This is a genomic window from Corynebacterium ulcerans (assembly GCF_000767685.1).
GTDB lineage: Bacteria > Actinomycetota > Actinomycetes > Mycobacteriales > Mycobacteriaceae > Corynebacterium > Corynebacterium ulcerans.
In genome coordinates this window covers 1948782-1968330 of the sequence record NZ_CP009622.1, presented here as the reverse complement: position 1 = coordinate 1968330, position 19549 = coordinate 1948782, and the positions used below count along the sequence as shown (strand labels likewise).

At 54.4% G+C, this 19549-nt stretch carries 16 protein-coding genes and 4 tRNA genes; 13 read left to right on the top strand and 7 right to left on the bottom strand.

What is annotated here, in order from left to right:
* Window positions 1-41: 41 nt before the first annotated feature.
* The gene (locus CULFRC11_RS08910) at window positions 42-1076 is read left to right on the top strand and encodes a diacylglycerol/lipid kinase family protein (protein ID WP_031270555.1); all 1035 of its coding nucleotides are present in this window, start codon (window positions 42-44) and stop codon (window positions 1074-1076) included.
* A 5-nt stretch (window positions 1077-1081) separates the two neighbouring features.
* Here the strand turns inward: CULFRC11_RS08910 and CULFRC11_RS08905 are convergent, their stop codons facing one another.
* The gene (locus tag CULFRC11_RS08905; RefSeq protein ID WP_023636205.1) at window positions 1082-1870 is read right to left on the bottom strand and encodes an LmeA family phospholipid-binding protein; all 789 of its coding nucleotides are present in this window, start codon (window positions 1868-1870) and stop codon (window positions 1082-1084) included.
* Window positions 1871-1920: 50 nt separating this feature from the next.
* Between CULFRC11_RS08905 and mshD the strand changes: the two genes are divergently transcribed.
* From mshD to CULFRC11_RS08875, 6 genes are all read left to right on the top strand, one after another.
* Window positions 1921-2832 (top strand): mycothiol synthase, encoded by a 912-nt coding sequence (mshD, locus tag CULFRC11_RS08900; protein WP_023636204.1) that lies wholly within the window; start codon window positions 1921-1923, stop codon window positions 2830-2832.
* A gap of 294 nt (window positions 2833-3126) precedes the next feature.
* Complete coding sequence (gene pstS / locus CULFRC11_RS08895; protein ID WP_023636203.1) at window positions 3127-4233, top strand: phosphate ABC transporter substrate-binding protein PstS; 1107 nt, start codon at window positions 3127-3129, stop codon at window positions 4231-4233.
* 49 nt (window positions 4234-4282) lie between these two features.
* Window positions 4283-5314 (top strand): phosphate ABC transporter permease subunit PstC, encoded by a 1032-nt coding sequence (gene pstC / locus CULFRC11_RS08890; protein WP_023636202.1) that lies wholly within the window; start codon window positions 4283-4285, stop codon window positions 5312-5314.
* Window positions 5315-5341: 27 nt separating this feature from the next.
* Window positions 5342-6220 (top strand): phosphate ABC transporter permease PstA, encoded by an 879-nt coding sequence (pstA, locus tag CULFRC11_RS08885; RefSeq protein ID WP_023636201.1) that lies wholly within the window; start codon window positions 5342-5344, stop codon window positions 6218-6220.
* Window positions 6221-6255: 35 nt separating this feature from the next.
* On the top strand, window positions 6256-7029 hold the full coding sequence (gene pstB, locus CULFRC11_RS08880) for a phosphate ABC transporter ATP-binding protein PstB (RefSeq protein WP_014526193.1): 774 nt from the start codon (window positions 6256-6258) through the stop codon (window positions 7027-7029).
* A 198-nt stretch (window positions 7030-7227) separates the two neighbouring features.
* Window positions 7228-7431, top strand: a complete 204-nt coding sequence (locus CULFRC11_RS08875; protein WP_023636200.1) for a hypothetical protein — start codon at window positions 7228-7230, stop codon at window positions 7429-7431.
* Window positions 7432-7510: 79 nt separating this feature from the next.
* On the opposite strand, the gene phoU is transcribed toward CULFRC11_RS08875, so the two are convergent.
* Window positions 7511-8263 carry a phosphate signaling complex protein PhoU gene (gene phoU / locus CULFRC11_RS08870; RefSeq protein WP_013912228.1) on the bottom strand — a complete coding sequence of 251 codons (753 nt, stop codon included), beginning with the start codon at window positions 8261-8263 and terminating at the stop codon, window positions 7511-7513.
* Window positions 8264-8310: 47 nt separating this feature from the next.
* Window positions 8311-9456, bottom strand: a complete 1146-nt coding sequence (dusB, locus tag CULFRC11_RS08865; protein WP_038620781.1) for a tRNA dihydrouridine synthase DusB — start codon at window positions 9454-9456, stop codon at window positions 8311-8313.
* A 675-nt stretch (window positions 9457-10131) separates the two neighbouring features.
* Between dusB and CULFRC11_RS08860 the strand changes: the two genes are divergently transcribed.
* The gene (locus CULFRC11_RS08860; RefSeq protein WP_023636198.1) at window positions 10132-11637 is read left to right on the top strand and encodes a succinyl-CoA:acetate CoA-transferase ScpC; all 1506 of its coding nucleotides are present in this window, start codon (window positions 10132-10134) and stop codon (window positions 11635-11637) included.
* Between the two features lie 56 nt (window positions 11638-11693).
* Here CULFRC11_RS08860 and cydC read toward each other — a convergent pair whose 3' ends face one another.
* The 4 genes from cydC to CULFRC11_RS08840 are packed head-to-tail and all read right to left on the bottom strand — an operon-like array spanning window position 11694 to window position 17362.
* A complete protein-coding gene (cydC, locus tag CULFRC11_RS08855) occupies window positions 11694-13277 on the bottom strand; it encodes a thiol reductant ABC exporter subunit CydC (protein ID WP_023636197.1) in 1584 nt (527 codons plus the stop codon).
* A complete protein-coding gene (locus CULFRC11_RS08850) occupies window positions 13274-14842 on the bottom strand; it encodes an ABC transporter ATP-binding protein/permease (protein WP_023636196.1) in 1569 nt (522 codons plus the stop codon). The genes cydC and CULFRC11_RS08850 overlap by 4 nt, the downstream gene beginning before the upstream one ends.
* A gap of 9 nt (window positions 14843-14851) precedes the next feature.
* Window positions 14852-15835, bottom strand: coding sequence for a cytochrome d ubiquinol oxidase subunit II (cydB, locus tag CULFRC11_RS08845; protein ID WP_023636195.1), 984 nt, complete (start codon window positions 15833-15835; stop codon window positions 14852-14854).
* 3 nt (window positions 15836-15838) lie between these two features.
* Window positions 15839-17362, bottom strand: coding sequence for a cytochrome ubiquinol oxidase subunit I (locus CULFRC11_RS08840; protein WP_023636194.1), 1524 nt, complete (start codon window positions 17360-17362; stop codon window positions 15839-15841).
* A 268-nt stretch (window positions 17363-17630) separates the two neighbouring features.
* On the opposite strand from CULFRC11_RS08840, the gene CULFRC11_RS08835 reads away from it, so the two are divergent.
* The 5 genes from CULFRC11_RS08835 to CULFRC11_RS08815 all read left to right on the top strand — a co-directional run bounded on the left by CULFRC11_RS08835 (window position 17631) and on the right by CULFRC11_RS08815 (window position 19547).
* Window positions 17631-17703 (top strand) — tRNA-Lys (locus CULFRC11_RS08835).
* Window positions 17704-17943: 240 nt separating this feature from the next.
* A tRNA-Glu gene (locus CULFRC11_RS08830) sits at window positions 17944-18019 on the top strand.
* A 23-nt stretch (window positions 18020-18042) separates the two neighbouring features.
* Window positions 18043-18116, top strand: a tRNA-Asp gene (locus CULFRC11_RS08825).
* Between the two features lie 156 nt (window positions 18117-18272).
* Window positions 18273-19349 carry an iron-containing alcohol dehydrogenase family protein gene (locus CULFRC11_RS08820; RefSeq protein ID WP_023636193.1) on the top strand — a complete coding sequence of 359 codons (1077 nt, stop codon included), beginning with the start codon at window positions 18273-18275 and terminating at the stop codon, window positions 19347-19349.
* A gap of 124 nt (window positions 19350-19473) precedes the next feature.
* Window positions 19474-19547 (top strand) — tRNA-Asp (locus CULFRC11_RS08815).
* Window positions 19548-19549 lie beyond the last annotated feature (2 nt).

The window sequence follows — 19549 nt, the reverse complement described above, 5'->3', positions numbered from 1 at the left end:
AAGAACCCCAACTGTTCGCCAAAGGCGATAAGGTGGGGGGCGTGCGAGCCCTTCTCATAGCTAACCCGAATTCCACCACTCAAGATTCGGACTTGTTTGGAGTGGTGATTCCTTTGCTGCGCTCTGTAGCGGGCTTAGCGTTGCGCACAAAGTTTACGCACTACCAAGGGCATGCCACAGACATGTGCGCAGGGCTCAGCCGCGACGACGTTGATGTAGTTATCGCGGTTGGTGGCGACGGCACCGTGAATGAGATCATTAACGGGCTGTTAGGTCCGGTGGGACTCGACCCCAGAGAGAACCTTCCCGTGCTCGCGGTGATTCCCACGGGTTCTGCCAACGTCTTTGCCCGCGCGCTGGGTTTTCCACCAGATCCTATTCAGGCGACTGAAGTGCTGGTCGATGCCTTGAAGCACCACAAGATCCGCACCATCGATGTAGGAACGTGGGGCTCATCGTGGTTTGCCGTCAACGCAGGTTTTGGGATTGATGCCGATGTCATCGTGGGGGTTGAGCGCGTTCGCAGGCGTGGCGCTGCTGCGACACCGCTGCGCTATCTCCACGCGGCGTTGGTAGCGTGGCGACGCATACATCGGCATCCTCCCCGGATGCGAGTCCGGGCGAAAAACCGTGAGGGAGAACTTTTTGAGCATTCCGACCTGCCGCTGCTCATCGCTTCCAACACCAATCCCTGGACTTTTTTAGGCCCCGTCCCCGTGGTGACTAACCCCAGAAACTCCTTTGACCTAGGGTTAGGGTTATTCGGATTGACCGACTTATCTGGCCCGGGTGGTGTGGCTGCCATGGCACACCTCGTGGGTTTTGGGCACAGCCGGGCGATGAAGCGTTGGTTTAATCGTCGTATTGTGCGTTTCGACGATGCCATGGACGTGGAAATCACATGTGCAGAAAACCAGAGCTTCCAGGTAGATGGGGAATTTGTGGGAAAGTTCGATGGGATGAGACTAGGCGCTGTGGCTGATGCCTTAAGGGTCTATGCGCCGACGCATCCGGTGAAAGCGAACTCTATGTCTAAAATCCGGCTAGCTTTCAGTTTTTTCGACCCTCGTATGTAGCTCTTTTAATCCACTACCACTTTGTTGGAGGCAGAACGGACGGGAGCAAGATCTTCCAACCTCAAGGTGACGTTGCGCTCTTGCGCTTCAAAGCGAATGCTTCCGCCCGCAAGATAGACGTAACTGGCCTGGGCGTTGATGGGCAGCGTCTTTGTGTTGAGCGTCCATGTGAAGGCACGGAAAAGAGCAGAGTCATCTAGATTGGACTCACCGCGATCCACCACAGCGGTAGGTGTGAGCTTAAATGTCGGACCTTCGAGTCGCATGGTCGCGATCACCGTGATGGGTTTGCTAAAACCGTCTGGGGTCCCGCGTAGCTGCACCTCGCTGGAATTGGTTCCGGCAGGAGATACATCATAGGGGTTGGAAAGATCTAAATCTAAGATATTGAGTTGTTTCCCCACGGCTACCGCGTCGAAGCCGACGGTGCGGGTGAGCAATTGGGCATGGGTTCCTTCTACGTCGCCGCTGAATAGCTGAGAACGGTTGAGTTCCATATCGGTGACTTGGGAGCTCGTGGTAAGAAGCCCAAAGTCGTTTACTTCCACATCAGAAACACTGACACCCAGACCCGGGACTTTTCCTGAAAAGAGAGCGCCAACATAAGGAAAACCACCAAGGTAGACGCTGGGGTTTTGGTCGAGATGCGCGTTGTTACGAACGTCGTGAGAAATTCGGTGCTCTGCTCGTGCGGCGATTGCGGAATCGACACCCCACAGCGCAGCGATGAGGGAGATAAGAGCAATGCCTGCCCAAACAGCGATGGAAAGCCGAGACCGGGTTGTAATTCTCACCTCATTATTATTACCAGCTAGACCTGGCAGCGCTGACTAGTGTGGTGGCTATGATTTTCACATCCACCCAGATCCCCACGGACAAACAGCTTTCCCAAGCCGCCGTAGCCCTTGTGAAGTCCGCGCAAGAAGCTGATGGCGTAGCCCCGCTGGCCGAACACCTTGTAGCCGGCCTTGAAAAACTCGAGCTAGGGCACCACCACATCGTTGTGCATGACCACACCGGGCACCTTAGCGGTGTAGGCGCCTATCACGGAGGGAAAGCAGAGTTTGTTGTTGCACCGGAACAGCGTAATAAAGGGATTGGGCGTGCGCTGGCACAAGAGCTTCTCGACGCCGGCCTTACCGACTTTTGGTCTCATGGATACCTCCCCGCAGCGCAACGACTAGCGGCAGCGCTCGATCTGACTGTCTCACGTGAACTGCTGGTCATGGCGGCGCGTAGTAAGGATCTTTCCCCAGGTTCCGGTGTTGTTCCCGAGGGATACAGAGTAATTAACCTTGTAGAAGCACGAGAACTATGTCCTGATATAGACGCTCAATGGCTCCGCATTAACAACGAGGCCTTTTGGTGGCATCCAGAACAAGGCGGATGGGACGCTGAGCGCTTAGCCCGTGCGCAGCAGACCTCGTGGTTTGACCCCGAGGGGGTTCTCTTCCTTATCACCGCCGACCCTGAAAACCCAGAGGTTGCGGGATTCCATTGGACGAAAAAACACGGCGACCTGGCAAAAGGGGCAGATGGGGAAGTCTATGTGGTGGGGCTTGCAGACTCCTTCCGAGGCAAAAAACTCGGTGGCCCTTTGGTCGCTGCAGGACTACAACATCTGGTGCGCGAGGGGGCGCAGCGGATCATCTTGTATGTAGAAGCAGATAATAAGCCGGCGCTTGAAGCCTATAACCGGCTTGGATTTAGAACTTTTGAACGGCATGTGGTGTTCTCTGCAGCTGGGAAAGCGTGAACACGAGGTTAATATCAGCCGGTGAATACGTAACCTAGGCGTCCAAAGTGGGAGGTTTTTACCCCCTAATCGGGATAAAAGCAGACGGCAGGAGGCGTCGATAAGCGTGAAAATGCACCCCCTTGAACTGCGGAAAGCTAAAAGGCCACCGGTCGTTTTGCGGGATTTAACCTAAAGAGGTGTTGTACGTCACCTTGGTTCTTTAGATTCTTCCACGTGAGCGAGAGGCGCTCCTTGTACACAAGGAGCAGTCGCTTACATGATCCTCACTCAACATCATTTGGAAGGTCGATCGTGAACCTGAATCTCAAGCGCTCAGCTACCGCCCTCAGTATCGTATGTATGGGCGCTGTCGTACTCTCCGCATGCTCCGAGACGGGCAGTTCCTCCGGAGCCGGGGCTTCTACCAGTGAGGTCTCCGGTCTGAACAAAGTAGGCGGAGAACTTGTTGGAGAAGGCGCCTCCTCACAACAAAACGCGATGGACTACTTCAACATCAAGTACCAAGAGGCCGTATCGGGAGCTTCGCTAGCGTACACGGCCTCGGGCTCTGGCTCTGGACGGAAAAACTTCATCGCTGGTCAAGTGGCATTTGGTGGCTCGGATTCTCCGCTGAGTGCAGAGCAAGTGGACAAAGCAAAGGGTCGTTGCAACGGCAACGACGCATGGCACCTTCCTTTTGTTATCGGACCAGTAGCGGTGGCCTATCACCTCAATGGCGTAGACCACCTCAACCTTTCCGCTGCAACCGTGGCCAAGATCTTCAAAGGCGAGATCAAGAAATGGAATGATGAGACAATCGCTCAGGAGAACACGGGCGTGAATCTTCCAGACTCGGACATCAAAGTGGTCTATCGTTCCGACGAGTCTGGAACCTCCGATAATTTCCAAAAGTTCCTCAAGGCAGCCAGCCCTGAACATTGGTCTACAGAGGGACAAGCATTCCCTACGGCCGTCGGCTCAGGCGCAAACGGCTCCAATGGTGTGGCTACCGAAGTATCCAACATTGACGGCGCCATTACCTATGTTGAGGCCGGCTTTGCCCAGCAGCAAAAGCTGGGAATCGCTGCAATCGACTTTGGTCAAGGACCAGTCCAGCTCAACCCCGACTCAGTGGGAGTCGCTCTGGACCATCTGACCTTTAAAACCCAGGGCAATGACATGGTTGTCGATTCCTCAGCGTTGTTTGCGATGAAAGAAAAAGACGCCTACCCGTTGGTTCTGACAACCTACGAGATCGTGTGCTCCGCAGGCTATGACCAGACCACCCGCGACCAAGTCAAAGACTTCCTGAGCGTGGCACTGAATTCCCAAGACCAAGAGCTTGCTGACCTGGGGTATATCCCAGTGAAAGGCACTCACCGCGATCGTCTAGAAAAAGCAGTCAAAGCTATCTCTTAATCGGGAATATAGCGGCAACTGGCGATAACTATGTAAGGACGCAATCTCAGTGGAACGCATCGCGGAACGCATAACAATTGAGGATTTAACTCTCCCCGAATCCTCGCCACCGGCACCACAGAACAGCCCGAAGCAGGAACCGGTTCGGGTTCGCCGGCTAGGAGACAAGATATTTAGTCTTCTTACCACCTCATCTACGGTGATCATAAGCGTGATTATCGCAGCTATCGGGCTGTTTTTGGTGTGGCGTGCCATTCCGGCACTCCGTAATAACACAGAGGGAATCGTTGGGTTCTTTACCTATGCAGGGGCATGGAACCTGCAGAACACAGCACAGATGCTCTTTGGTATTCCCAACCTCTTGGCAGCGACTGTCCTTGTTTCTGTGATAGCACTTGTGATTGCTATGCCCATTGCGTTGGGGATCGGCATCTTTCTTTCCCACTATGCGCGCCCGCGTGCGGTAAAACCACTGGGATTTTTGGTGGACATGCTGGCTGCGGTTCCGTCAATTGTGTATGGCCTATGGGGCTGGCAGGTTTTGGGACCGGCGTTGTCAGGATTTTATGAGTGGGTGAATAGCTGGGGCAGAGGCTTCTTCCTCTTTGCCACCTATAGCAACTCACCGGCTTTTGCCACCGGTCGCAATATCTTTACCGGTGGTGTGGTTTTGGCGGTGATGATTCTCCCGATCATCGCCGCGACCACTCGTGAAGTCTTTGTGCAAACACCGCGCGGGCACATTGAGGCTGCGCTGGCGCTGGGAGCTACCAAATGGGAGGTCGTGCGCATGACGGTGCTTCCTTTTGGTAAATCAGGTTTTATCTCAGGTTCAATGCTGGGACTGGGGCGCGCTTTGGGAGAAACAATGGCGCTCTACCTCGTTATTTCTCCTTCTTCTGAGTTCCGGTTTTCGCTTTTCGACGGCGGCACGACCTTTGCCACCGCCATCGCCAATGCCGCGCCGGAATTCAACGATGACCTACGCGCCGGGGCGTATATCGCTGCCGGACTGGTCTTATTCCTGCTGACTTTTGCAGTTAACTCTCTTGCCAGGTCCATAGTGAACTCTAAGGCCTGATATGAATGATTTTGATCTGAGGACGTCATGATCTACATGCAGACCGCCACTAGGCGTCGAAAGCTTACAGATAAAACGGCTACGCTTATTGTCTATACGTGCATGGCCCTTGCGCTCATCCCATTGTTGTGGGTCCTTGCCACCCTGATCACAAAAGGCTTGGGAACGGTGATTGACCCTTCGTGGTGGACTGCCTCCCAGCGGGGTGTTTTATATTCTCGTCCAGGTGGCGGTGCACTGCATGCGATGGTTGGAACGCTAGTTCAGACTGCAATCTGCTCCCTCATCTCTATTCCGATTGGGGTGCTTACGGCGGTCTACCTCGTGGAATACGCACATGGTAATCGTTTGGGCCGCATCACGACCTTCATGGTGGACATCCTGACCGGCGTTCCGTCTATCGTGGCCGCACTTTTTGTTTACTCCATGTGGATCGTCATGTTTGGCTTTGGCCGTTCCGGATTCGCGGTTTCGTTAGCACTGGTCATCCTTATGATTCCCGTGATTATCCGGAACACGGAGGAGATGCTGCGGGTAGTCCCCATGGATCTGAGAGAAGCTTCCTACGCTCTAGGGATTCCACGATGGAAGACGATCACCAGGATAGTTCTGCCTACCGCCTTATCCGGAATAGTCACCGGTGTGATGCTGGCTATCGCTCGTGTGATGGGGGAGTCCGCGCCCGTACTTATCTTGGTGGGCTCGACTCAGGTGATCAACTGGAACCTGGCAGCCGGGCCGCAATCTTCGCTACCACTGATGATGCTGGATATGTATAAAGCTGGCACAGCGGATGCCGTATTGGACAAGCTCTGGGGTGCTGCTCTCACTCTTGTTCTCATTATTACCGTGCTCAATATTCTTGCGCGGGTTATTTCATCAAAGTTCTCCGTCCGCTCCGCGTAGCCGGTTCTCTTTTAACAGAAAGTTAATGTGCGAGTATGTCTAAGCTAAAAATTGATGGTCTGAACATTTTTTACGGCGATTTTCACGCTGTACAGGACATCAACATTGAGGTCCCGGAACGCTCTGTGACTGCTTTTATCGGCCCGTCAGGCTGCGGAAAATCCACGGTACTGCGCTCTCTTAACCGTATGCATGAGGTGACACCGGGCGCCCGAGTATCGGGCACGGTGCTTCTCGACGGCCAGGATATCTACGCACCGCATGTCGATCCCGTTACGGTCCGCACGACCATCGGAATGGTCTTCCAAAAAGCCAATCCGTTTCCCACTATGTCTATCGAGGATAACGTCGTGGCGGGTTTGAAACTTGCCGGTGTCAAGGACAAAAAGAAGCTCAAAGAGGTAGCAGAGAAATCGCTGCGTGGGGCGAATTTATGGGAAGAAGTCAAAGACCGTCTCAACAAACCTGGTGGAGGTCTGTCCGGCGGGCAGCAACAGCGCTTGTGCATTGCTAGGGCCATCGCGGTAGAACCCGAGGTGTTACTGATGGACGAGCCGTGTTCCGCGCTCGATCCCATTTCTACGCTGGCGGTGGAAGAACTGATACACGAGCTCAAACAGGACTACACCATCGTTATTGTTACTCATAACATGCAGCAGGCATCCAGGGTGTCTGATCAGACAGCGTTTTTCTCTTTGGAAGCCACGGGGAAACCTGGCCGACTGGTGGAAGTGGGAAAGACCAAGAAAATCTTCTCCAATCCCATAAATAAAGAGACGGAAGATTATATTTCAGGCCGGTTTGGTTAGGTTCTGAGGTGATCCTTTGTGCTGGTCATCACCTTTTCTGGGATTATTTACCTGAGGTGGCGGGGAAGTTCACCAATTGTTTACCTGCGCGGTGCTTTCCTTTTAACTTTGGGCGTTAGATTAGTTTCTCGTGAGGCTGAGTCAGCGTCACAAGAGACATCATCAATGTGATTTCAGAACTTCTAAGAAGGAACATTTATGGCCGGCACCATCACCGCACTTAAGCTCGATCTCCCTACTGCAGATCAGTTGATAAACGCGGCAGATGTAGCTTTTAGCAACATGTATGCAGCACAAGAGCGAGACAACTCCAGTGTCGCTGACTTCCTCGTTGGATCTTTCCGCCGTATCCAAGAAAACCTCAGTGAGTCTTTCCGCTCTGCCGGTCCTCTCCACGCGTAGTCGCACGGAGAGACGCAGATAAAAAGCTTCCCAACCCCTTTGGTCGCGAGTTGGGAAGCTTTTTCATGCGGTATAACCGCTATTCCTTGGGCTTAGGCCAATCGAAGTTGCTGAATTGCTTTTCCAGTTCGGAGAATCGTCGCTCCAGCTCGTCCTGCGCGTAGCCGTCGTTACGCTTTTTCTGATATTCCTCTGGCATGAGGCCTGAGGTGAGATAGACGATTTGAGCTGCAACGTTGACTGTGTGGTCTGCAAAGCGTTCAAAGTAGCGTGCGAGCAGAGTAACGTCCACCGCCTCCCGAGTGCTGTGCGGCCAGTCACGTTTAGTGAGCACACCCATGAGATGGTCGTGCAGATCGTCCACGGCATCGTCATCCGCGGAGAGTACGAGCGCCACGTCTGCATCGGGGTCAATGAGGACGCTGCGGATTTTTTCTGACATTTCCAAGCTGAGACGGCACATCTCTTGGAAGTAACCCGTAATAGGCTCAGGTATAGCCGACTCAGGGTAACGACGCCGCGCGATGCTTGCGATGTGCATCGCGAGCTTGGCCATGCGATCCAGGTCTTCCACAATGTAGATGGAGGAGACGATTTGCCTGAGATCGCGGGCAACGGGAGCTTCAAGGGCCAAGAGCTGAACAGCGCGCTTGCTTGACCGAGTTTTGATTTCCTCCATCTCGTCGGAAAGCGATAGCGCGGCTTGAGTTGCTTGCAGCGACTGTTCCATCAGTCCTTTGGAGGCATTACGAAGGATCTTTGTCACCGTGTCACACATGACGATGAGGTCATGAGAAAAGGCATCAAGATGTTCTCTGTAGGCTGTCCGCATGGGGAAACTATAACCCTAAAACGCTAGCGCGGCTGGGTATGAAGCGCCTATCCCCCCGAGTGCATGATTTCAGCGCCTTCAGGCACGGTAGCGTCCTGCGGATCGTCAAGCCAGCCGTCGGGAAGTGATACCTTAGCCGGTGACCCCTGTCTGCCGCGTGCGCTATCTGAATCTTCCGCCAAAGCCTCGGAGTCTGCCCACGGCGCCAAGGCCTCTTTGAGCTCAGCGAGCGTGCTGATGCGGGACAGAGCTCCTCGGAATTCCCCTCCCACGGGGAACCCTCGTAGATACCATCCCATGTGCTTGCGCATATCGCGACAGCCTTTGGTTTCGCCTTCATGCTCGACGAGGAGTTCTGCGTGGCGATAGATGATGCGGGTGACTTCTCCCAGGGTGGGCTCAGGAGGGATTTCCTCGCCACGCATGACGGCAGATAACCCTGCAAAGAGCCATGGCCTGCCCAGGCACCCTCTGCCTACTACCACGCCGTCACAGCCGGAGGCCTTGATCATATCGACGGCATCTGTGGGCTTGAAGATGTCACCATTGCCCAGGACTGGGACATTGGTGTGGGCGAGATGTTCTTTGAGCTTTCCTATTTCATCCCAGTGGGCGTCCCCGGAGTATCTCTCGGCGGCAGTGCGCGCGTGGAGAGTGACAGCTGCTGCGCCCTCTTCTGCGGCGATCCTTCCAGCGTCGAGGTGAGTCAGGTGATCCTGATCGATGCCCATACGGAACTTGACCGTTACCGGGATATTGGTGCCTTCCACGCCTTTGACTGCGGCTGCGACGATATTGCCAAAAAGACGGCGCTTATACGGCAGAGCAGAGCCGCCACCACGCTTGGTCACCTTGGGAACCGGGCAACCAAAGTTCATGTCTATATGATCTGCGATGCCTTCGTCGGCGATCATCTTTGCTGCTTTGAAGGTGTACTCAGGATCAACGGTATACAGCTGAAGTGATCGGACATCTTCGTGAGGGCCAAAAGTGGTCATGTGAAGAGTCTTCTCATTGCGGTGTACCAGCGCGCGGGCGGTAATCATCTCGCAGATATAGAGCCCAGAGACTGTTCCGGTTCTTTCGAGTTCTTGCTCTCTGCAAAGGGTGCGGAAAGCTATGTTTGTTACACCTGCCATCGGAGCAAGGGCTACGGCGGAATCTAGGCTGAGCGCACCAATCTTCAAAGTCACCCGTGTCATTGTTCCTTAATAGGAGCCTTGCTCTCAAATATTCGCTAGAAGAAGTCCGTTATCCTGTGTTTTGTGGTCATACTTGTTCGCTTCAGGGGTATGTGCATGGGGTATTGTGTGCAATCTATTCACAGTATGGGGGAGGGGGCTTGTTAAGGGTTATTCCTGTGGTGCCGTTAGTGTTTGTGATCGATATGTGTGGCAGTTGTCTGTGATGGGTTTGGGTGGGTGGTATGGGGCGGGTAGTGGTCTCGATAAAAGAGGGTTGAAAAGTGATTCACGCCCCTGACCTGTGTAATCAATTGCACAATCGATTTTATGAATTGTGCTTCTTGTGCAAGTAGTCTGAGGGGAAGGTACCTCTGATTGTCTTTCTTTATGTCAGTCATGATGGGCTTCCCGGAAGCTCGTTCATCGGTGGATGGTGGTAGGGAAAAGCGTTTATCGACGCTTTGCTTTTCCTAAATTCTTGCTGAGGTTCAGCTCTGTGGGGGCAATTATGGGTGAAATAGTGAACTAAGCAACAGTGCTCGCATTATTGGACTATTGTGGTGCCCATAACTGAATGGCTGTGATGCCGGTCGCTATTACTCGACGGGTGGAAAGCACGTAATGTCCGAGCCTTCTGCGGATGGGGCGAGAACCCCACCAGCAGGTTTCTTTGAGGAGGAATAAATGTCTGATCGCATTGCTAACGCACAGTTGCGGGGCAAAATTATGTCGGCACAAGAGGCCGCTCAGTTCGTAGACAACGGCGATAAAGTCGGTGTCTCGGGCTTTACCGGTGCTGGCTACCCAAAGGTTATGCCTGCTGCAATCGCTGAACGGGCAAAGGAAGCGCGGGCTAAAGGGGAAAGCTACACCATTGATCTCTTTACCGGAGCTTCTACCGCACCAGACTGCGATGGCGTGCTAGCAGAAGCCGGAGCTTTGCGTTTCCGAATGCCATATCAGTCAGACCCCAGCATGCGTAAAGCTATTAACTCAGGCGACATGCTGTACTCCGATATCCACCTGTCGCATTCGGGCGCAATGGTCGCGGAAGGTTTCTTTGGCCAGCTGAACGTGGCTATCGTTGAGGCTGTCCGCATTAAGGAAGACGGTTCGATCGTGCCTTCTTCCTCCGTCGGCAATTCTGTGGAATACCTTGATGCCGCAGAAAAGATCATCATCGAGGTTAACTCCTGGCAGTCCGAGCACCTTGAGGGAATGCACGACATCTGGAGAATGCCGCGTACCCCGAACCGCATTCCTATCCCGATCAAGAACACTGGTGACCGTATCGGCGATACCTCGATTTCTATCGACCCCAATAAGGTAGTCGCGGTTATTGAGACCGATGCTCCTGACCGCAACGCTCCTTTCAAGCCTCTCGACGACGTCTCTCGCGAGATCGCCTCGAACTTCTTGGGCTTCCTCGAAGGCGAAGTGAAAGCTGGCCGCCTCGATTATGACCGCTACATCATGCAGTCTGGCGTTGGCAACGTCCCCAATGCCGTGATGGCAGGCCTGTTGGACTCTAAGTTTGAAAACATTCAGGCTTACACCGAGGTTATCCAAGATGGCATGGTCGACCTGATCGACGCCGGCAAGATGACCGTTGCCTCTGCCACCTCGTTCTCGCTGTCTCCGGAGTACGCGGACAAGATGAACGAGAACGCGGAGTTCTACCGCAAGCACATCGTTCTTCGTCCACAGCAGATCTCCAACCACCCTGAGGTGATCCGCCGCACCGGACTGATCGCCTCCAACGGCATGATCGAGGCTGACATTTACGGCAACGTGAATTCAACGCACGTCAATGGTGTGCGCATGATGAACGGCATCGGTGGCTCCGGCGACTTCACCCGTAACGCTTTGATCTCCACGTTCATCTCTCCATCGGTGGCTAAGGACGGTGCTATCTCCGCTATCGTTCCTTTCGCATCTCACACCGACCACACGGAGCACGACGTCATGGTGCTTATCACCGAGTACGGTGTCGCAGACTTGCGTGGACTTGCACCGCGCGAGCGAGTCCAAAAGACCATCTCCGTTGCACACCCGGATTACCGCCCCTTGCTGGAGGAGTACTTCGAGGCTGCAAAGAAAGCAACGCCTTTCATGCAGACCCCGCATGATCTCACCCAGGCATTCTCGTTCCATCAGCGCATGAACGAGACCGGAACCATGGCTAAGTAAACACACATATTCGTCATCAGCACAGGACGCGTCCAACACACTGGGCGCGTCTTTTGCTATCCGCGGACAGGTTTTCTCTGGTCGTGGCTGACGATTATCAGGCTGCGATGGGGGAGCGCGCCGGGTAGCGGCTGATGGAGCAAAGTGTCGAGGATGCGGGAGGCATCGGTATGGGAGATGTGGGCAGTGGGTTCATCGAGAAGCACAATTGGTGCAGTAGAGCACAAGGCCCGGGCTAGCAATAAGCGCCGGCGCTGACCGCTGGAGAGCGAGCTGGCGCCGTCGAGAAGCACTGTATCGAGTCCCTGGTTTGCGTCCAACCACTGTCCCAGACCCAAAGCCCTAAGCGTGGTATCGATGAGATCATCGGAGGCATCAGGGTTGGCAACGCGGATGTTTTCTCGAATGGTGGTGGAAAAGAGCCACTCGTTTTCGGGGTGCATGCGGATAAGCGCTCGCTTAGCTTCAGCAGTAGCATCGCCGCCTATCGACGCACTCCCGCCACACGGTTCCAACAAGCCCGCCAAGGTATAGAGCAGCGTAGTTTTTCCGAGTCCACTGGGACCAGTAATAAGGAGCCGCTCGTTGGGTTCGAGCGTGAAGTTCCACGTTTTGTCAGTATGCAGGCACTGCAGCTGGGAAACGGTGAGCGTTGTATCGTGGGGAAGCTGGGTGGCGGGGTGACGCGGTAACGCCTCGCCGGTTACCTCGGCTAGTGCTCGCGACGCAGTGGATACGACGTCTGCATAGACAGATGCTTTTGCCAGTTCTGCATGGGACTCAAAGGCTGCTAAAGACAAGGTAACCAGCATCCCCAACCACATCGGTGAACCACCATAATGCTGGACTCCCAGCCACGCTATCCCAAGAACCGTAAGGTCGCAGGATAGCGATAGCAAGAATGCCTGAACAGAATCGTTTCGGGTTGCACGGATCTGGTCGTGGGAGGCGCGTCGAGAAGCAGCGACCGCCGACTCTGCGCGTTGCTGTGCGATGCCTGCGGCGTGGAACTCTACGCGATGCGAGAGTACTCCTTGCAACTGCTGCTCCCACGCGTCCTCCGACTCAACGGCAGCACGTTGCAACCGCTTGTTGGATGAGCGCCGGGAAAGCCACGGAATGAACACACCTGTGACACAAAAACCAGCGAAGAGCGCTAGACCCGCCGTGGGCAGCAAAAGGGCCGCAAAGGCTACCGCGATAATGGATACCACCAGCGCTGTGCCAGCCGGAACGAGCGAGCGAACGATGAGATCGGTCACTCGCTCAGTGTCCTTGGAAAGGCGGGTGAGCTGGTCGCCTTGTGTGAGGAAGGCATCGGAGTGGGGCGTTGTTGTCTCAGCAATACTCTGGAAGACAGTGCTGCGGAGGTTCCTCAGTGCGCGTAGTGCTAGCCGGTGGGAGATCAGGCGATCAATATATCTGAATACTGCACGGGAAATGCCCAAGGCCCTGACCGCGGTGATGGCGATGGCTAAATCCAGGATCGGAGGCATCTGCCATGCTCGAGTGATAAGCCAACCAGACAAAACAGACAACCCAAGTGCGCTTATAAGAGTGATGCTTGCGGCGGCGATAGCGCCGGCCAGGTCTCGGTTTCGCACTCCGCTTTGGTGCAAAAATTTTCTCGTATCACTCATAGTTTCACCACCTGGTGGGCAGCTGCGAGAAGCCGATCATCGTGCGTGGTTATAACTACAGCCGCGCCAGCTGCTGCGCGTTGTTGAAGCGCGTCGATCAACGGTGCAATCAGCTCTGGGCTGAGATGGGCGCTGGGTTCGTCGAGAAGGTAGAGGCTAGCGGGCTGGGAAAGCGAGCGAGCGAGAGCCAGCCGCTGCGCCTGCCCCGTGGACACACCCGAGCCAGAGGTCATCTGGCGTTTAGGAGGCAGGTGTACATCAAGTTGTGTCATAACTGCTTCTACAGCGGCGGGTTCACGTTGGCCAAAAGCATGGAGGTTCTCCTCCACCGTTCCCTCCAGAAAATAGGGCTGAGCGGCGAGGTAAGAAATGGATTCTAATGGCGGGGCCTTGATGATACCGGTGTAAGGAAGAACGCCGAGAACAGCAAGGAACGTTGTGGACTTACCGGAACCGTTGCCACCCAATAAGACAGTGATGCGTCCACGAGGCGCGCTAAAGCTGAGGTTGTGCGGCAAGATGCCGTCGCGGCCTGCCACGCTGAGTCCTTTGACACACAATTCCTCAGCGGTTTCATGCGCTGGCGATACATGCGACGGGGGAGCGTCTTTGATGAGCTGAAACACCTGGTTTGCTGCTGTGAGCCCGTCCGCAGAGGCATGGAAAGCAGCACCTACTCTGCGCAAGGGCGCATAGACCTCCGGTACCACAATAAGGATGATTAGCCCCGCTTCCAAGGATATTTCTCCGTGTACCAAGCGAAGCCCAATGCCCACCGCTACCAGCGCGACAGAGAGCGTGGCAATAAATTCCAGAGCAAAGGAAGACAGGAAAGCTAGCCGGAGAACGGACATCGTTGTGCGTGCATGACGGGTGCCGCTGCGCCGTATTTCTTCCGCCGGACCTGCAGTGTTTCCCAGCGCTTTGAGCGTAAGCGCCCCGGATAATAAGTCCACGAGCTGTCCGTTGAGAACCCCGGTCTCCTGCAGACGACGCTGGGTGGCGGTGCGAGTAAGCGTGCCGATGAGCACCATAAAAAGGGGGATGAGTGGAATGGTGACTGCGGCGAGAATCCCTGAAGGAAGGTCGAGCAGGCTAATGACGAGGATTGCGGAAGGCGTAGCGATGCACATTGCGAGCAGTGCCGGAAGATAATCGCTGAAGTATCCGCGCAAGCCGCCAAGTCCCTCACCTAAGAGAGCGCGCCAGAGCCCAGATTCTTCTTGCACTTCACGGGGGTCTTTGCGTTGTAAAGCGTCAAGTGCTTGAGACCTTAATTGGTCTATGGCATTGCCACAGCTGACATGAGCCCAGTGGCGCGCCGCACCTGTTACTAGCGCAAGCGCGACCATGACTATCAGTGTGCTTAGCCAATACCAAGAAGAAATATTCGGGGCGGAGTGGCTACTAAAAGTAGTAATGGCATGTGCCACGAGGGTTCCGATAAGAAAACCTCGCGCAAGCACCAGGCAACTACGCACCCCTTCTGCCACGCCAGCACCGATGAGGAACTTTTGCGTGGCAGGAGTGCTACGTACGAGGTCGATATTGATCGGCCCATTCATAGAGCGCACCTAATTGCGATGGACGATGACTCTAGCGCGGAACACCCAGTAGGTCCATCCTTGGTAGAGCAAAACCAGCGGAGTAATAAGAATCGCAGCCCAGGTCATGACCTTGAGCGTGTAGGCAGAGCTTGCGGCGTTATAAATGTCGAGTCCAATGCCATCGGTGAGCGTAGTCGGAAGCAACGACGGGAACAGCGAGCCAAAAAGCAACACTGAGACCGCGCAAATGAGAACAGCCGTTGCGCTAAAGGCCCAGCCGTCGCGTCGGAAGCTTAACGACGCCACCGTAGCCGCGCACGCCGCAACAATGACCGCTACTGCTGCCCACGTCCAGGTCTTTCCAAAGGAAAGTTGCGTCCACAAGGCAAAGGCGGCACCAACGGCAATAGTTGGCCCAATCATCATGCGTGCAACGCGATGAACCGGCTGGATGTCTGTTTTTAGTGCCAAGAACGTGGCCCCATGGAGGAGGAATACCGCGACAAAGGCAACTCCACCTAGCAGCGCAAAGGGATTCAAAAGTGCCAATAAACCGTGTAGTCCGGAATCTATCTGTCGGTTGGCATCTACCGCGACTCCACGCACGATGTTGGCAAAAGCAACGCCCCACAACAGCGCTGGAACCCAGCTTCCAATGCCGATGCCACGGTCACACCAGCGACGCCAGGCCGCAGTATCAACTTTAGAGCGCCATTCCAATGCGACTCCTCGCAAGATCAAACTGATCAGGATGAGGAATAACGGCAGGTAAAAGCCTGAAAACATAGTGGCGTACCATTCGGGGAACGCCGCAAAGAGCGCGCCTCCAGCGGTGATCAGCCAGACCTCGTTACCGTCCCACACGGGGCCAATGGCTTTGACAGCAGCATCGCGTTCGCGGTGTTTGAGGAAGGGCAACAGCATGCCTACGCCGAAGTCGAACCCCTCAAGGATGAAGTATCCGGTAAACAGGAATCCCACGAGGATAAACCAAATGATGTGCAGGTCCATCTGCTAGCTCCTAATTTCACGGTCGGTTGAAGGCTTATCCTTGCCAAACTGCAGAACGCGTACGGGCGATTCTTCATCGTGTGGAGTGACAAGAGGTGCGGAGTCCACGTTGGTGGGCATTCCCTCCACAACTTTCTTCTTCATCAACCAGAACCAGACACACGCCAGGGCACCGTAAACGAGGGTGAAACCGATGAGAGACGTAAAGACTACCCACACTGGGTTGTTGGACACACCAAAGTCAACGATGAGGTGAATACGATCTGCGTTGCCGGGGGATCCAGGTGCCACATCTGGGTTGGGAGCCACGACCCACGGCTGCCGGCCCATCTCGGTGAAGACCCATCCTGCTGAGTTAGCGAGGAAGGGGAAAGGTACAGCGATTAATGCGCCAATGCCCATCCAGCGGGCACGCGGGACTGCGCCCCGCCGGGTGTACCAGAGGCCCACGACAGCAAGCACTATCGACGCCAGCATCAACCCAATCATCGCGCGGAATGACCAGTACGTGACAAACAGATTAGGTGTGTAATTGCCAGGGCCGTAGAGCTGTTCGTACTGCTTCTGCAGCTGCTCTACACCTTGTAATGTCACACCGCTGAATTTATTGGTGGCAAGGAAACTCAAGATGCCGGGCAACTCAATGAGATGCTTTACCGCTCCACAATCGTTATGGGTTCCTACAGATAGAACTGAAAAATAGGGGTCTGTGGCGGTTTGGCACAGGGACTCTGCGGCAGCCATCTTCATGGGCTGTTGGACAAACATGAGTTTTCCCTGAATGTCTCCAGTAAGACCCAATCCAGCGACGCTTAAGAGCGTTATCCATGACCCAATGCGGAAGAGAGGACGCCATACAGAGGCTGCTTCTTCGCGCTTTTCTGCGGACTTATTGCGGGCTTCCTTAATCATCCACCAGCCGGCAATTCCCGCGACAAAGGTACCTGCGGTAAGCAACGATCCGGTTACCGCGTGAGGCCATGCAGCAAGAGCGGTGGGGTTGGTCAGCAACTCGGTAAGGGAGACAAGCTCGGCTCGCCCCGTATCGGGATTAAAGATGGCTCCCACCGGGTGCTGCATAAAGGAGTTGGCGACGATGATGAAGTAAGCGGAAACATTGACGGCTAGGGCAACAAGCCAGATGGACGCCAGGTGAGCCCATCGGGGCAAGCGCCCCCAGCCAAAGATCCACAGTCCAAGAAATGTGGACTCCACGAAGAATGCGATGAGGCCCTCTAGCGCGAGTGGCGCGCCAAAGACATCGCCGACAAACCTGGAGTATTCACTCCATGCCATTCCGAATTGGAACTCTTGCACAATGCCGGTGACCACGCCCATGGCAAAGTTCACCAGGAAGAGAGTGCCAAAAAATTTTGTGGCTCGCAGCCACTTGTCGTTGTTAGTCAGTACCCAAGCTGTTTGAAAGCCTGCGACTATCGGAGCTAGCCCGATTGTGAGCGGTACAAAAATAAAGTGGTAAACAGTTGTGATTCCAAACTGCCACCGTGAAATGTCAACCAGATCCATGGGAACTGCTTTCAGGAAAACGGGATAAAACCTTAAGGGAATACTACGGTAACTTAATTGTCGCTAAACGTAGCTAAAAAGTTTCCGACTGTGACAACTTTCATCGAGGGGTGGGGGTGTGGCATGTTCTGTCACATCGCGCGTGATTTGCGGGAGTTTTGTGTGGGGGAGTGATGTGGGTGCAGGGAAAACCTGGACGATGGGGGTTGGATTTCGCACTTGAGGGATGAAGGTAGTAAAGTGCCAAACGCACCGGCAAAACGGTGATGGGCCTTTAGCTCAGTTGGTAGAGCTACGGACTTTTAATCCGCAGGTCCCGGGTTCGAGCCCCGGAGGGCCCACCTTATACAGGCCAGGCAGTATGTAACTTACTGTCTGGCCTGTTTTTGTTTTAGGTGGGGTGTAGGGCCTTAGGGTGCTTGCGTTGGCTGGTGTCTGTGAGGCCCTTTCTGGGGTTTGACGCTTCTTGCTTCATGTATTGCGGTAAAGAAGCGCTTTTACCTGCTGTTTTGTGATTGTTGGAACATCAAGTATAGTTCTCTGCAGTCGAGCCGCTCAGCTAGCTGAGTATGGTGACACTTGCTCCCATCGTCTAGGGGCCTAGGACACCGCCCTTTCACGGCGGCGACACGGGTTCGAATCCCGTTGGGAGTACCACCACTTTTGTGGTTTTGTGATACGGCCCTGTGGCGCAGTTGGTTAGCGCGCCGCCCTGTCACGGCGGAGGTCGCGGGTTCAAGTCCCGTCAGGGTCGCAACTAAGCGGCGAGTTTTTACTCGCCGCTTTTTGCATTCTCTCAGTAGCTTACGGGGGTAAAGCGGAGGGCCTGTGGTGTGCGATTGCACTACCTTGGATAATCGGCACCGCGAAGGTGAATCACGGAACTAGAATTTTCTGAGGTGTACTAGGTATGTCTTATTCGCTTCAACTTCCTGGCTACAGCATCGGTAAAGATGCGTATGGGAAAATCGATGAGGTCATTGCTGCTTACGGATACCGTGCAGTGGTTATCGGGGGTAAAACCGCCATAGAGAAAACCCGTGAGGCTTTTGAAATTGCGCAAGCAGACCAAGATTTTGTTATCGAGGACTGGATTGTTTATGGACATAATTCCACGTACGCCAACGTCGATAAGCTATGCAGCCTTGAATCCGTGCGCAATGCAGAGGTGATCTTTGGCGTTGGGGGTGGTCGGGCAATTGACACCGTTAAGGTTGTTGCAGCGCGGCTGGGAAAGCCCCTGTTCAACTTTCCTACGGTGGGCTCTAACTGTGCGGCAGCGACAAATCTATCCGTGATGTACAAGGAGGATGATGCTCTGGATGGCTACGACTATCAGCCCGGGCCTTGTCAGCATGTATTCATCAATACTTCCGTGATCGCTCATTCCCCGGTAGATCTCTTCTGGGCGGGCATTGCCGACGGCATGTCAAAGGAATGTGAAGTCAAATTGCAATCACGGGGCAAAGAGTTGACCAACGCCCCGCTGATGGGCCGTCATTTGAGCTCAGCCGTGACTCCTGCACTCATGGAGTATGGATTCCAGGCTCTTCAGGATTGTAAGAATGCTAAGCCTTCAACTGCCATTGAAGAAGTGGCCCTGGCGATCATTATGACTTGTGGATACGTATCTAATATGACAGTCGATCCGGGGCAAACGTATTACTACAACTCTGCATTGGCACATGCTTTTTATAACTCCACTACCGCGATACCGCGTTGCGTCGGAGTGCATCTGCATGGCGAGATCGTGTCCTATGGAGTGCTGGCGCTCTTGCAGTATGACCAAGATTTTGATCGCAAAGATCGGTATGTGGAGTTTTATAAAACCATGGGTTTCCCATTGACGCTCGCGGATCTGGATCTTAGTGAGTCTGATGTTCCAGCGATTATGGAAAGAATTCCGGCTACTACCGAGTGGAAAGTCGGAGAGTACGACTTTGATCGATTTGCCCGGGCGATCATTGAAGCTCAGGTTTTTGACTAGACGGGATTCCAATCATAATTTTCTGCCCGCACGCTGGGGATTTGTGCGAGGTGACGACTACTGTGTAAAGTCTTACCTCGTGCAAAGGGGAGCGATGCTTGCCAGATTGCATACAAATAAATATGGCCCTGTGGCGCAGTTGGTTAGCGCGCCGCCCTGTCACGGCGGAGGTCGCGGGTTCAAGTCCCGTCAGGGTCGCG